10 protein-coding genes and 2 pseudogenes are annotated in these 12,863 nt (G+C 69.7%); 7 read left to right on the forward strand and 5 right to left on the reverse strand.

Annotation, left to right across the window (positions count from 1 at the left end; genetic code table 11):
- Positions 1–9: 9 nt before the first annotated feature.
- The 3 genes from OG819_RS47395 to OG819_RS58860 all read right to left on the reverse strand — a co-directional run bounded on the left by OG819_RS47395 (position 10) and on the right by OG819_RS58860 (position 2,274).
- Complete coding sequence (locus tag OG819_RS47395; RefSeq protein WP_266637619.1) at positions 10–918, reverse strand: hypothetical protein; 909 nt, start codon at positions 916–918, stop codon at positions 10–12.
- A 110-nt stretch (positions 919–1,028) separates the two neighbouring features.
- Positions 1,029–1,634, reverse strand: a complete 606-nt coding sequence (locus tag OG819_RS47400) for a hypothetical protein (protein ID WP_266637621.1) — start codon at positions 1,632–1,634, stop codon at positions 1,029–1,031.
- A gap of 172 nt (positions 1,635–1,806) precedes the next feature.
- A complete protein-coding gene (locus tag OG819_RS58860) occupies positions 1,807–2,274 on the reverse strand; it encodes an integrase core domain-containing protein (RefSeq protein WP_323139446.1) in 468 nt (155 codons plus the stop codon).
- Between the two features lie 54 nt (positions 2,275–2,328).
- Here OG819_RS58860 and OG819_RS47410 point away from each other — a divergent pair, with 54 nt between their 5' ends.
- The 3 genes from OG819_RS47410 to OG819_RS47425 all read left to right on the forward strand — a co-directional run bounded on the left by OG819_RS47410 (position 2,329) and on the right by OG819_RS47425 (position 7,342).
- Entirely contained in the window at positions 2,329–2,721 is a 393-nt protein-coding gene (locus tag OG819_RS47410) for a hypothetical protein (protein WP_266637625.1), read from the forward strand.
- 551 nt (positions 2,722–3,272) lie between these two features.
- A complete protein-coding gene (locus OG819_RS47420; protein ID WP_266638723.1) occupies positions 3,273–6,107 on the forward strand; it encodes a DEAD/DEAH box helicase in 2,835 nt (944 codons plus the stop codon).
- Positions 6,104–7,342, forward strand: coding sequence for an SWIM zinc finger family protein (locus OG819_RS47425; protein WP_266637627.1), 1,239 nt, complete (start codon positions 6,104–6,106; stop codon positions 7,340–7,342). Before OG819_RS47420 ends, OG819_RS47425 begins: the two co-directional genes overlap by 4 nt.
- A 288-nt stretch (positions 7,343–7,630) precedes the next feature.
- Here the strand turns inward: OG819_RS47425 and OG819_RS47430 are convergent.
- Positions 7,631–9,110 (reverse strand): annotated as a pseudogene (locus OG819_RS47430) (ISKra4 family transposase).
- Positions 9,111–9,154: 44 nt separating this feature from the next.
- On the reverse strand, positions 9,155–9,637 hold the full coding sequence (locus OG819_RS47435) for a hypothetical protein (RefSeq protein ID WP_266637630.1): 483 nt from the start codon (positions 9,635–9,637) through the stop codon (positions 9,155–9,157).
- Between the two features lie 156 nt (positions 9,638–9,793).
- Between OG819_RS47435 and OG819_RS47440 the strand changes: the two are divergent.
- The 4 genes and pseudogenes from OG819_RS47440 to OG819_RS47455 form a co-directional block, all read left to right on the forward strand.
- Positions 9,794–10,354: pseudogene (locus tag OG819_RS47440) on the forward strand (integrase core domain-containing protein); the annotation flags it as partial.
- A 216-nt stretch (positions 10,355–10,570) separates the two neighbouring features.
- Complete coding sequence (locus tag OG819_RS47445) at positions 10,571–10,960, forward strand: recombinase family protein (protein WP_266638724.1); 390 nt, start codon at positions 10,571–10,573, stop codon at positions 10,958–10,960.
- 448 nt (positions 10,961–11,408) lie between these two features.
- Positions 11,409–12,014, forward strand: coding sequence for an ABC transporter ATP-binding protein (locus OG819_RS47450; protein ID WP_266638725.1), 606 nt, complete (start codon positions 11,409–11,411; stop codon positions 12,012–12,014).
- Complete coding sequence (locus OG819_RS47455) at positions 12,011–12,838, forward strand: ABC transporter permease (RefSeq protein ID WP_266637634.1); 828 nt, start codon at positions 12,011–12,013, stop codon at positions 12,836–12,838. Before OG819_RS47450 ends, OG819_RS47455 begins: the two co-directional genes overlap by 4 nt.
- The last annotated feature ends 25 nt before the right edge of the window (positions 12,839–12,863 follow it).

Below are 12,863 nucleotides of genomic sequence, written 5' to 3' on the forward strand. Positions count from 1 at the left end.
TACGGTCCTTCAGGACAGGCGGGCAGAGCGGTCGGGTCGATCCAGTGGGGTGGGCACGCCGTGGCGGGTCGGCATCCATCGCGCTTCGAACCTCCCCGTGACGCCGAGCCAGAGCAGCGTCGCGGACACGAAGGATTCCAGCGCCCTCACGTAGCGCCGCACCGGAACCCGATCAGGGCCGGGCACCCCTTCACCCGCAGTTAGTGCGGCCGCCAGCGTGTGAAAGTCCCGTAGCCGGCTGTCGCGCATCCGCACCACACGCTCACGCGCAGTAGACAAGGAAGAGCCGTGTGTACGCCCCCATACGGTCACCAGGTTCTCCTGCCCTGTCCGCAGGTCCTCCTCGGCCGATACAAGGTCATTGGTCCAAGCCGCCACATCAGCCGCAGCCAAACGCAGAGTCCTCAACCTGGTGTCTCCGCCAGGCAGGTCCGGCCACGGAGCGCCGGCGGTGCACTCCACGATGTCCGCCATCGGCAATGCGGTAATGGTCCGGCGGCGCAGCGCAAGATAGTCGCGGAGCACCAGCCGACCCCGGTCGTTGCGGCCTGCGGCCTCTTCACATGTGGCCAGAGCGAAATCGCGGTAATCGGCGACGAACCGCTCCCGCCACTGCGGGGGCATGCCCGGAGCCGTACGCCGCCACAAGTCGTCCAAGGCCGCCGCGGGCCCACTGTGCACGTCAGCGGTACCGCCCGCGGTGAGCACTCCCAGCAGCCGGCCGAACAGCACACGGACCTCATCCGGCTGGGAGCCGCGCCCACTACGGTCGAATCGATCGTCGACCAGGCAGATGAACGCAGCCCACTGCGCCGTCAGGTCCCGTTTTGCCGCATCGGCCCCCGGCACGATGAAAGAGGCGAACTCGTCCAACCGCATGGCAGCCAGACGTTCCTCCTCGCCTGCGTCGACGACCAAGCGCAGATCCCGAGCCCATGCGAGCACCGGACCGCTCTCCTTATGACCCCGCGCGTCAGCCGGAACCCCCGCACCGGCCAAGCTTGAGCCGACGCCTCGTAACACGGCACTCAGCCCAAGGCCGGAACAACGTCGACACGGCCCGCGACTGTGGCCGGGCTGTCTCCGGCGGGCACTGGCGGTGCACCGAACGCCTTGGTGAAGACAGCCGCACCGTCTGCGGTGAGCACGGTGGCAAAGGGCTTCGCCTCGACAGAACCAGGGGAGCTGAGAGACGGCATGGTGACCGTGATGTCCTTCATGTCGATCGAATAGGTGGAGAGATCGACAGACCGTGCCGCTTCGCCTCCGACCGCTGCCTCCACAGTCATCGTCCGCCGCGCCAAATCACCGTGAGCCTGACCGAGACGCAGACTGCGTCCGTCCGATGCCCTGGTGAAGGAGACATCGCCGTCCGACGCCCACGACCCCGATGACACATCGAGGCTGATTTTGCCCTTCATCGGCCACTGCACGCACGGCGTCGACCCGGAGGAGTCGAGCACGGCCGGGGCACCGGCCGATACCACGACGCCGTCCGCCGCAAGATGCTGCGCAGCAGCTGGAGACAAGCACCAGGTAACCGTTCCGGCAACGGGCAACTCGGCGCCCGCGGCCACAGCGATGGCCGCTGCCGAAGCGACGGCGGCCGCTGACACAAGAGCAGTGGCGATCACAGCACGACCCCGCATGGGAGAGCCTTTCGTCGATGGCCCACCAGCATGGAGGCTGACCACAATCCGCCCACGGGAAGGGACGTTTCCGCTGGTCAAGTTCACCCGAATGCACGTGTTCAACTCCAGGCGAGCCTGAGCTGTCCCGAGTTTCGTAGAGTCCGATCTTGAAGGTTCAGGCGGACTGCGCGACTTGCTCCTGGCTCCGCCAGAAATCCCGTTCGTACTCGGTGGGCGGTACGTAGCCGAGCGCGGAGTCGAGGCGTTCTTCGTTGTACCACGTGATCCACTGGAAGATCGTCCGTTCGACCTGGCCGACGTCCCTCCAGGGGCCCTGCATCTCGATCAGCTCGGCCTTGAAGGTGCCGTTCAGCACCTCGGCCATGGCGTTCCTGCCGCTACGGCGACGAACAACCCCACACCAGCGCCCGTACGGCTCACAGAACGTGAACACATCGCCATCACCGCCGAACTGGGCTGCCCGCGCAGGGAGAGGAGAGCCCGGGCGAGGGTTCACGCCGGCCGGTCGGGGTCCTGAGCGCTGATGTCTGCGAGCCAGGCCATGAGGGTCGCGTGGGCCGCGCAGTGACTTGTGGGTGGTCGTGCTGACGATCGGGGCGCGCGGGACGGGGCAACCGAACACCTTCCTCGTTCGTCAACTCCCCGTGCAGTGACGGAATGCGGGAAGAGGCGACGAATGCGGGTGCGCGGCGTCCTGACGGCGTGTCTGGTGGTCCTGACGCTGTGGGGGGCTGTCCAGTCCACCGGGGGGATCATCAACCACGGCCTGTCCAAGGAGGTGATCTGCGACGGGTCCGACATCGACCCCGAGCACGAGGAGGTCGGGCCCGTGATGGACGGCGACGACCGGTGCTTCCCGAGGTTCGAGGACGATTACCGAACCTATGAGCAGCAGCGGGACTTTCAGCGGGGCAAGCACCAGGACGTCGTCGTGGGCGCCTCGTGCCTGGGCACCGGCCTGGCCGGTATGGCCGGTGTGTCACTGACCCGGCGCCTGCGCAGCCGCTGGGGCAACGGCGCCCGGGCCCCCGGCGCTCAGGCGTCGTTCAGTGACTTCCGAACTCGTTGACATCGATCACGGCTGCGGTGTGCGAAGTGACTCCCGAAGTCGTCGACAAACGACTCCCGTTCTTCTCGCGCACACAGCCACTTCCCGCGTGATCAGGCTGGGAGAGTAACCTGCCACGGGTACGCGTCGAGGTCGCCATTACACGGCTTGCGCGGCGTGAAGCCGCCCTCTCCGAGTAACACGGTGACGCCCCCCTCACACAGGACGTCGACGTGCGTGGCGACGCCCGAATGCGGCCCGGGCGTCGTTGAAGTGGGGAAGGACAACGATCGGCAGGCCCATACCGATGCCCTCGTTGATCAGGCCGAGCGCCAGGGTGTCGGAGACGGGGGCGGCCCACTTGGCGAGCGTGTCCCCATCCGCCCGACCTCTACGGGCCCGCGGCCGGTAAACTCTCCTCCCCACCCGTGACGGTATGGCCCGAACTTGCCGGTGGGCGACAGTGCGTGGTGAAGTCCGGTGGTGGGCGTGAGCGGTGAGGACCGCCCCGGACGGCGATGGAGCGGAAGAGCGTGGCACGGATCGTCGTACGAGAACCGGGCACGGGCACGATGAGCGCACCGGCGCCGGCCGCCCCCGAGGCTGCCACTTGGGCACGGGGGCTGCTCGACGGGGGCTGGGCGGCGGTGTTCCTGCCCGGCGAGCCGGCCCGTCTCGGGCGTGTGCTGCTCTGGCAGCCTGCCGGGGCGGTCGCCGAGGACAATGGCATGCGTCCGAGTGTGGAGACCGACTCGGTGGAACTGGTGCTGCCGCACGGCCGCTCGGTCAGACGGCGCAGGGTGGAGGGCTACGCGCTGCCCGTCACTGTCGCCGTGTCTGCCCTGGATGGGGCGCGGCCGCCGCATCCGTCCGCCACCGCCTGGCAGGCCGCCGCCCGGTTCGCGCTGCGGCTGCTCGCGGACGGCCGCCTCCACCCGGCCCTCACCCCCGCCGGTTACGACACCTGGCAGGTGGGCCCCTTCACCGCCGCCCAGCGGCAGACGCTGGACTCCCTGGCCGCCGCGTTCCCGCCGCATGCCCACTGCCTGCCGCAGCCGGGTCCGCCGCCGCTGCGGATCGCCGAACCGGCGGCCCTGGTACGCCAGTTCTGCGACGCGGTCGCCGACGGCCTGGTCCGAACCCCGGCCGCGCCACTCGCCGTGGGAGCACTGCCGTACGCCTGGGGTGAGGTGCGTGCCGTGCCCGCCCTGCGCGAGTGGTCCGAAGAGACCACCGCTGCGCTCACCGCCGAGGTCGGTGTCTCGCTGCGCGTCGACCTGCCCGAGGGTCGGCGCCGGCAGTTCCGGGCCGTCCTGCAGTTGCACACCGCGGCGGATCCGGCGCTCCTCGTCCAGGCCGCACGGCTGTGGAGCGAGCCGGCCGAGGTCGAGCGGCTGCTCGGCCCGCGCGCCGAGACCGAAACGCTGCTCGCGCTGCGCCGCGCTGCCCGCGTCTGGCCCCCGCTGCAGCGGCTGCTGAAGGACGCCGCCCCCGACGAACTCCGGCTGACCGACGACGAAGCCTTCGACCTGTTGGGCGACGCCACCGACGCGCTGCGCGCGACCGGTATCGACGTGCACTGGCCGCGCGAGCTGGTCAAGGCACTCACCGCGACCGGGGAGATCGGGCAGCGCACCGCCCCCGGCTCCAGCGCCGGCGGTCTTCTCGACGCCGACGCCCTCCTCGACTTCCGTTGGCAGATCTCGCTCGGCGGCGAGCCGCTCACCGACGCCGAGATGGACGCCCTCGCCGAGGCACGCCGTCCCCTCGTCCGGCTGCGTGACCAGTGGGTGGTCGCCGACCCGAAGCTGGTCGCCCGCGCCAGGCGCCGCCGGATGCAACCGCTCACCCCCATGGAAGCGCTGAGCGCCGCGCTGACCGGCGAGGTGGAAAGGGAGGGCGAGCCGATCCCCTGCGCGGCGGTCGGCCAGTTCGGCGACCTCGTCGCTCGTATCCGCGATCCCGAATCCCGTACCTCCGCCGAGCAGCCGACCGCGCTCAAGGCCACGTTGCGCGACTACCAGAAGCGGGGCCTTGCCTGGCTGGCCGAGATGTGCGAGCTCGGCCTCGGCGGCTGCCTCGCCGACGACATGGGCCTGGGCAAGACCATCACCCTCCTCGCCCTGCATCTGCACCGCCAGACCGACCCCGCCACCGCGGGCCCCACCCTTGTCGTGTGCCCCGCCTCCCTGCTCGGCAACTGGCAGCGCGAGGCGGCCAGGTTCGCGCCGTCCACGCCCGTGCGCCGCTACCACGGTGGCAGCCGCCACCTCGACGACCTGGCCGGCGATGAAATCGTCCTGGTCACCTACGGGGTGCTGCGCCGCGACCGCGAAGCCCTCGCCGAGACGGCTTGGTCGCTTCTCGCCGCCGACGAGGCCCAGCACGTCAAGAACCCCTACGCCGTCACCGCCCGCGAGCTGCGCGCCCTGCCCGCCCTCGCCCGCGTCGCCCTCACCGGCACCCCGGTGGAGAACAACCTCTCCGAACTGTGGGCGCTGCTCGACTGGACCACCCCCGGACTCCTCGGCCCGCTCTCCACCTTCCGCGACCGGTACGCCCGCCCGGTCGAGACGGGCGAGGACCCCGAGGCCGCCGAGCGCCTGTCCCGTCTCGTCCGTCCCTTCCTGCTGCGCCGCAGGAAGTCCGACCCGGGGATCGCGCCCGAGCTGCCGGCCAAGACCGAGACCGACCGCGTCGTGTCGCTGACGGCCGAGCAGACCAGCCTGTACGAGGCGGTGGTCCGCGAGACCATGGCGAAGATCGAGGAGTCCGAGGGCATCGCCCGGCGCGGCCTGGTGCTGAAGCTGCTCACCGCTCTGAAGCAGATCTGCAACCACCCGGCCCAGTACCTGCGCCAGTCCACGCCGCTGCGTGGCCGCAGCGGCAAACTGGACCTGCTCGACGAGCTGATCGACACGATCACCGCCGAGGGCGAGTCGGTCCTGGTCTTCACCCAGTACACGAAGATGGCGGCCCTCCTGGAGAAACACCTCGCCGAACGCGGCATCGCCACCCTCCTCCTGCACGGCGGCACCCCCGTTGCGCAACGCGAGGACATGGTGGACCGCTTCCAGCACGGTGAAGTACCGGTATTCCTGCTGTCGCTGAAAGCGGCAGGTACGGGCCTCAACCTCACCCGCGCCGCCCACGTCGTGCACTACGACCGCTGGTGGAACCCTGCCGTCGAGGACCAGGCCACCGACCGCGCCTACCGCATCGGCCAGGACAAACCCGTCCAGGTCCACAAGCTCCTCGCAGAGGGCACCGTGGAGGACAAGGTGGCCAAGCTGCTGGAATCCAAGCGCGCGCTCGCCGACGCCGTCGTCGGCTCCGGCGAGGCCGCCCTGACCGAACTGTCCGACGCCGACCTCGCCGAACTCGTCGCCCTGGGAAGGCAGTCATGAGCCCTTCGCTGCCCGGCCAGCGCCGTGCGCCCGCCCGTGGCAGGCACGCCTTCGCCGCAACCTGGTGGGGCCAGGCGTGGGTAACGGCCCTGGAGGACTCCACCCTCGACGCCGGGCGTCTGTCCCGCGGACGCACTTACGCCCGCAAGGGCATGGTCGGCCCGACCACCGTCGCCCCCGGCCGTATCAAGGCCTCTGTCCAGGGCAGCCAGCCGCGCCCCTACCGATCCTCGGTCCACCTGCCCGTCCTCACCGACGCCCAGTGGGACACACTGCTGGATGCCGTCGCGGCCCGTGCCGGGCATCTCGCCGCGCTCCTCGACGGCGAGATGCCCGCCCAACTCGTCGACGACGCCAGCCAGGCAGGTGTCCCCCTGCTGCCGCAGCCCACCGAACTTGACCCGGACTGCTCCTGCCCCGACTGGGGATATCCCTGCAAGCACGCCGCCGCGCTCTGCTACGCCATCGCCGCCACCATCGACACCGACCCGTTCGTGCTCTTCGCGCTGCGCGGTCGCAGCCGCGATGAGGTCCTCGCCCAACTGCGCGCACGCCGCACCGCGAGCCCGGCGGCGGACACCCCGCCGGCTTCGGCCGGGATCCCCGCCGCCAGCGCCTACGCCGCCTGGGCCGAACACACCCCCGGGCTGCCCGACCTCCCCGCACCATCCCCCCACGCCGCCGCACTGCCGGTCCCCCCACCGTCCGATAGCGGCCTGTCCCTCACGGACCTGGAACGGCTCATGGCCGACGCAGCGGCGCGCGCAACGCAGTTGTTGTCCGGCGACACCACTTGCCTGCACCTGGCCCAGCACCAGGACGCCGTACGGATCGCCGCGAGCAGCCCCGGGCCCGAGTGGTTCCATAACCTGATCCACAACACCGGCACCAAACCGACCGCGTTCGCCCGCCTCGTCCGCGCCTGGCGCCACGGCGGTCCCACCGGCCTCACCGTCGCCGAACAGCCCCACACCCCCGGCCCAGCGGTGATGGCAGCCGCCCGCACCGCCCTGAACATGGCCCTCGCTGAGATGGCCACCGGCCGTGTCCCCCTCAGGGCCTGGCGCAACCGCCTCACCCTCCCCGGCCAGGGCATCCAGCTGCGTCTGGGCCCCGACGCCTGCTGGTACCCCTACGTCCAGGACGACGACGGCGAATGGTGGCCCGCGGCACCAGCCGACACCGACCCCGTCGCAGCGCTCACCTCCGTCTGGCAACAGCGGTCACCGACCTGAACAACACCTGGCCAACGTCGTGGACCCCCGGGCGAAGCATCCGGACGAGGAAGCCGGGAGGTACAAGGTCACGGCAGTCAAGCCTTGTCGGGTCTCCGAGCTTGAGCAGGGTCTGGCGTCGATCGGCCTGCCCTGCCGCCACTGGTGGTGAGTGTGGGGCGAATTGGGCCCTGGATGCAGGAAGCCCGTGATCGCGGGTGATCATGGCTATTCTCCACGCAGCTTGATCACTTGGACGCACGGGCTTGGACCACAATGGGTGCAGTTCCTGTGAGGGTTCTGTTTTGATCATGCTGTGAGGCGGTATCGCGCTTGGTGGTTGCGGGTGAACTCCTGCTCCTCGTGCCAGGTCCAGTAGGCGTCGAAGTCGCCGTTACTGCGCAGCGCGCGAAGCTTCAGCACGGCCTCGGCCCCGGCCAGGCCCCAGCGGGCCCCGGTAATGTCCAGACGGTCTTTCACCAGGTGGCGGCAGGCCCCTTCAATGATTCCAGTGGCGATGGGCCAGCCGGCCGCGAGCGCGGTGTCGTAGCGCAGGTATGCGGCCTTGTTGGTGAGGTAGGCCACGGCGTCGTCGATGCCCTTGTTGTTGCCCACGGCGATGCCGGCGGCCGTCGCGGCCTCTCTGATCTGCTCGGCGGCCTGAACGGCGCCGCCGGCCAGGATGGTGCGGCCGACGCGGGCGACCCATGCCTCGATGGTCTTGTCGCCGGTGGCGTGCAGGGCGTGGGCTGCGCCCCACAAATACTCCAGCACATGAATGATGTCGATGACGATGTGCACGCCGATTCCCCTGGCTGCGGCCTGCTCGTTGATCAGGTCGATCTGGTGGGGTGCGCCGTCGACCAGGACCACCCAGGTCCGCGCGTGTTCGGGGTCGCGGTGCTCGGCCTGGTCGAACACCGCGGCGACGACTTCGGCGGCGGTGTCGTTCACCGAGCCGCACAGCCATTTGGAGCGGGCCTTCGGGCCTTTCCGGCGTTCGGGGTCGACCTCACCGCCCGCGCGGTCGGGGTCGGCGATGACGTCGTCGATGCCGCGCACGGCCGGCTCGGCGTCGTAGACGGTGCCCAGGGTCGCCATCCGCTTGCGGCCGTTCTTCTCCCCGGAGGACAACCGTTTGTCCAGCTTGTTGCCGCCCTTGGCCGCGGCGGCTTTCGCGGTGGCCTCCCGCAGCGCCTCCGGCCTTATCACCACGCCCTTGCCGTCCACCGACAGCACCTGCAGCGTCTGGGTCGTGCACGGCGCCGGGACGAGCGCGTCGTAGAACGCGTCGATGTCTGCGGCCGCGTCGACGGCCAGTTCCAGGACCTGCCGGTACCCGACTCCGGCCCCGGTCAGGGCGTTGACCCGCTTCGCGGCCTCGGCGAACGAGCCGCGGGCGGCCTCGATCGCGGCCAGTTTCGCCACCCCGTGCGAATACATGCCGCCCGGCATGTTCAACACCGCGTCCGCGGGGTGCAGATCGGCCACGCCCCTCCCGCGGTAGGCGATCCTGGTCGCGGGTGACCTTCCCGAACACCGTGCCCAGGATCCGGGTCCGGCCCCGCTCGATCCGGGTGCGCTCCACGCCGTGCGCGTCCACCACATCCGCAACCCGCACCTCGGTCAGTGCCCGCAGCCGCAGATGGTCCTGGAACAACGACCGGGTCACCTCCCGCATCGCCGCACCCAGCATGTCCTCCAACTGCGAGTGCGTCATCGCCGCAGTGCCGGGACCCGCGAGGTCCGCTTTCACATGCTCGAACAAACCGGTGGAGTCGGCGAACACGTCCTCGGCCGCGGCGAGCGCGCCACCGGCGGCCCCAGCCGCGCTCACCGGACACCCGCGGCGGAAAGCTCGAACAGCCCCGGCTCGGCCTCGACCAGGACACCCCGGGCGACCAGGCGCTTGAGTTTCGATCGCATCGACTCCCGCTGCGAGTCCGTCGCCTCCGGCACCCCGATCGCGGCCAACACGTCCTTGCACCTCTTCGCACCGGTCTGCTCGGCGAACACCGCGGCAATCTGCCGGTAGGCTGGCGAAGTCACCGCCTGGTCCCCGCCCGCCTCGGCGGCCACCAGCAGCGCCGCGGCCTGCATCAACACGGCCACCGGCACCGGCCCCAGGGACTCGAACACCTCTGGGACCTCCGCAGACGACGCGGCCGTGGCGGACAGCACCTCGCTCATCGTCTCCCGCGTGATCTGCAACCGGGACAACTCGATCTCGACCTGCGCCAACGCCTCCGAGAGCCCGCCGATCTGCTCACGCAACCCCTCGGCCCGCGACCGGGCCGCACTCTCCCTGGTCTCCAACGCAACGATCCACGACGGCACGACACCACCCACCCTCCCCCGGCGTCCACCCCGACAGCGAATGACCCACCGCCGAAGGTAGAAGCCCGACCCGCCATGCATATACCAAACCCCCGCGAATCACCCCAACGAAGGACCCTCACAGGAACTGCACCCATCCTGGCCTGCGACTTCTTCACCGCCACCACCCTCAACGGTGCGACGCTGTACGTCTTCGCCGTCATCGAGCACGCAAACCGCCGCATCCGCATCCTCGGCGCGACCGCCCACCCCACTGCGGACTGGGTCACCCAGACCGCAAGGAACGTGGTCATGGACCTCCAGGATGCCGGCGCCACCGTCCGATACCTGATCAGGGACCGCGACAGCAAGTTCACTGGCGCGTTCGATGCCGTCTTTGAGGCCGAGGGCATCGAGATCGTCACCACCGGCATCCGCGTTCCCCGCATGAACTCGATCATGGAGCGCTGGGTGCAGACCTGCCGGCACGAGCTCCTCGACCGCACCTTGATCTTGAACCAGGCCCACCTGCTCCACGCGCTCGGCGAGTTCGAGTCGATCTACAACCAGCATCGGCCTCACCGCACCCTGCACAGCGCAGCTCCCCTTCGGCCGCTCCGCGAACCGATCACCGAACCGGACCGACTCGACCACCTCGACATCCGTCGACGCGACCGACTCGGCGGCCTCTTCCACGAGTACGCACACGCGGCCTGACCGAACCGGACCGACTCGACCACCTCGACATCCGTCGACGCGACCGACTCGGCGCGGGATCCGCAGTCGAGGTGAGCACGCCATCAGACGGCGTCGGCCGGGAGCCTGCCGACAGCGACCAGGCAGAGCTCTGCGGCCGAGGGGCTCGCTGCGTCACCCAGAGCAGGCATCGAGCATCGCCGACAGCGCCGAGCAGCCTGGCCGCCTCAGGCGGCGATTCGAGCCGCGTCAAAGCCAAGTGATGGCCCTGACCTTGAGAAATGTCCGCCGCCCGTCCGGGCAGGTCGCCTTCGATCCGGACGAGCAGGTGCAGAGCGTGTCCGCCTGATCTTCGCGCAGTTCGAGCGGCTCGGCACGTTGCACGGTGTGCTGCGCTATCTCGTCGAGAACGACGTCCAGTTGGGCATCCGGCTGCGGGAGGGTCCGGACAAGGGCACCCGGGAATGGCGCAGGCCGAACCGGATGACGCTGCAGACCCTGCTGCACAATCCCGCCTATGCCGGCATCTACGCCTACGGGCGGCGCGGGTCGACCCGCGCCGCCAGGACCCGGCCCGGCCGAGCACCGGGCGGGTCGTCCGCTCCCGGGACGGATGGCATGTGGTGATCCCGAATGTCCTGCCCGCCTACATCACCGTCGCCCAGTTCGAGTCGAACGAGGCAAAGCTGGCGGCCAACCGTGCCCGTGCCGATGCCATGGGCGCGGTCCGGGGCGGCCCCGCGCTTGCGGCCGGGCTGGTGCACTGCGGACGCTGCAACCGGCGCATGAGCGTGCGCCACCACACTCAGCACAGCAAGGGGAGCTGGTCGGGGAGACCTTGCGGGCGGCGCTGGAGGAACTGGCCGAAGCCGCGCCCGCCTGGCTGACGCCGCTGATCGAGCCCGAGTGGGCCAAGCGATACGGACGCCGGGTGGAGATCGGCAAACTGCCGGGCGGCAAACCAGCCGTGACGGCTCGTCCTGCCTCGCCTCGTTTCCTTGCGGCTGTTGGTTCGTTGGCAGTTGTGGGACATCTACATGGCCTGCATCGGGGGGCTGAGGGAGAGGGGGCGTTGATGGAGGCAGAGGGAGTCCATCATTCCTACGGCGTTCGGCGGGTATTGCGAGGTGTCGATGTCACGCTGCCCGCGGGGTCGGTGGTGGGCATTGTCGGCGAGAACGGGGCGGGCAAGTCGACGCTGTTGAAGATCCTTTCGGGAGAGCTGCGACCGGACCGGGGCGTGGTCCGGCACGGTGGGCGGTTCGGGTACTGCCCTCAGCAGGTGGTGCTCAACGACGTGTTCACGGTGCGTCAGCACCTGGAGTTCTTCGCTGCGGCTTATGACGTTGCCGATCTGCGGCGGGCCGAGGAGGTCATGGCGATCCTGGGTTTCGCCCAGTACGCCGGTGCCCTGGTGGGGGCGCTCAGTGGCGGCACGCGGCAGAAGCTGAATCTGACGCTCGCGGTGATGCACGATCCGCAGGTGCTGCTGCTGGATGAGCCGTACCAGGGCTTCGACTGGGAGACCTACCTGCGGTTTTGGGATCTGGTCGGAGACCTGCGTGCGGCTGGCCGATCGGTCCTCGTCGTCTCGCACCTGGCCTACGACACCGATCGGCTCGATCAGGTGTGGCGGTTGCGGGACGGTGCGCTGCACGGACGGCAGGAGGACGTGCGGTGAGGCGCGGGGTGCGGCTGTTCAAGATCGCCACGCGTTATGGCCTGGTGGAGCACGCCAGGAACCGGTTCGCCATGCTGCTCGTGGCGGTGTTTCTCCCTGTATGGGTCATCATGACGGGCTGGGCCATCGCCAAGGAGCCGGTGCAGTTCCGGCTGCACAGCACCGGTCGCGTGTTGACCGCCGACGGTGACAAGATCACCCAGATTACCGGGGCGCTGAACGGGGTCACGCTCATCACCGGATTCATGATGTTCGCGGCGACCTTCAGCAATGGGGCATTCGACCGGCGTCTGTCCATGGCCGGGTTCCCCCGGGTTCCGCTGGGGCTGGCGAAGGTCGCCTGCCTGGTCATTGCGTCGGTGGCCGTCTGTTCCTACGCCACCGCGGTCATCTGCTGTTTCTGGTCGCCCAGGCAGCCCGTGCTGCTCGGCGCGGCGCTGTTTTGCACGGCGATGACCTACGGCGCGCTGGGGGTCGCCCTCGGCACGCTCCTGCGCCGTGAGGTGGAGGGCATGTTCGCCGTTGTGATGATCAGTGTCGTGGACCTGGGCTTGCAGAATCCTCTCGCCAGCGGAGGTGCGGGCAGCGGCGTGGTGCGCTGGCTGCCCTCGTACGGTGCCATGCAGGCTGCGACGGCGGCGGGCTTCTCCTCCACCGTGCCCGCCGTGGACTTTGCCGTCCAGCTGGCCTGGTTCACCGCCGTCGGCCTCATCGGGCTGCTGGCCTTCCACCGGCGTACCCGGTCCGCTCTGGCAGCCGCTGTGCGGATCGGCCGGCAGGCGGATGCCGACCCGGTGCCGTTCGGGAAGACGGCGAATCGATGAGGGCGGTGTCCTGCGCAAGCAGCCC

The sequence above is a fragment of the Streptomyces sp. NBC_01549 genome (assembly GCF_026339955.1).
GTDB lineage: Bacteria > Actinomycetota > Actinomycetes > Streptomycetales > Streptomycetaceae > Streptomyces.

Bases quoted from the DNA above. Each gene is read 5' to 3' on its own strand.
- OG819_RS47425 (WP_266637627.1), top strand. From the start codon at position 6,104: ATGAGCCCTTCGCTGCCCGGCCAGCGCCGTGCGCCCGCCCGTGGCAGG.
- OG819_RS47420 (WP_266638723.1), top strand. From the start codon at position 3,273: ATGAGCGCACCGGCGCCGGCCGCCCCCGAGGCTGCCACTTGGGCACGG.
- OG819_RS47450 (WP_266638725.1), top strand. From the start codon at position 11,409: ATGGAGGCAGAGGGAGTCCATCATTCCTACGGCGTTCGGCGGGTATTG.
- OG819_RS47410 (WP_266637625.1), top strand. From the start codon at position 2,329: ATGCGGGTGCGCGGCGTCCTGACGGCGTGTCTGGTGGTCCTGACGCTG.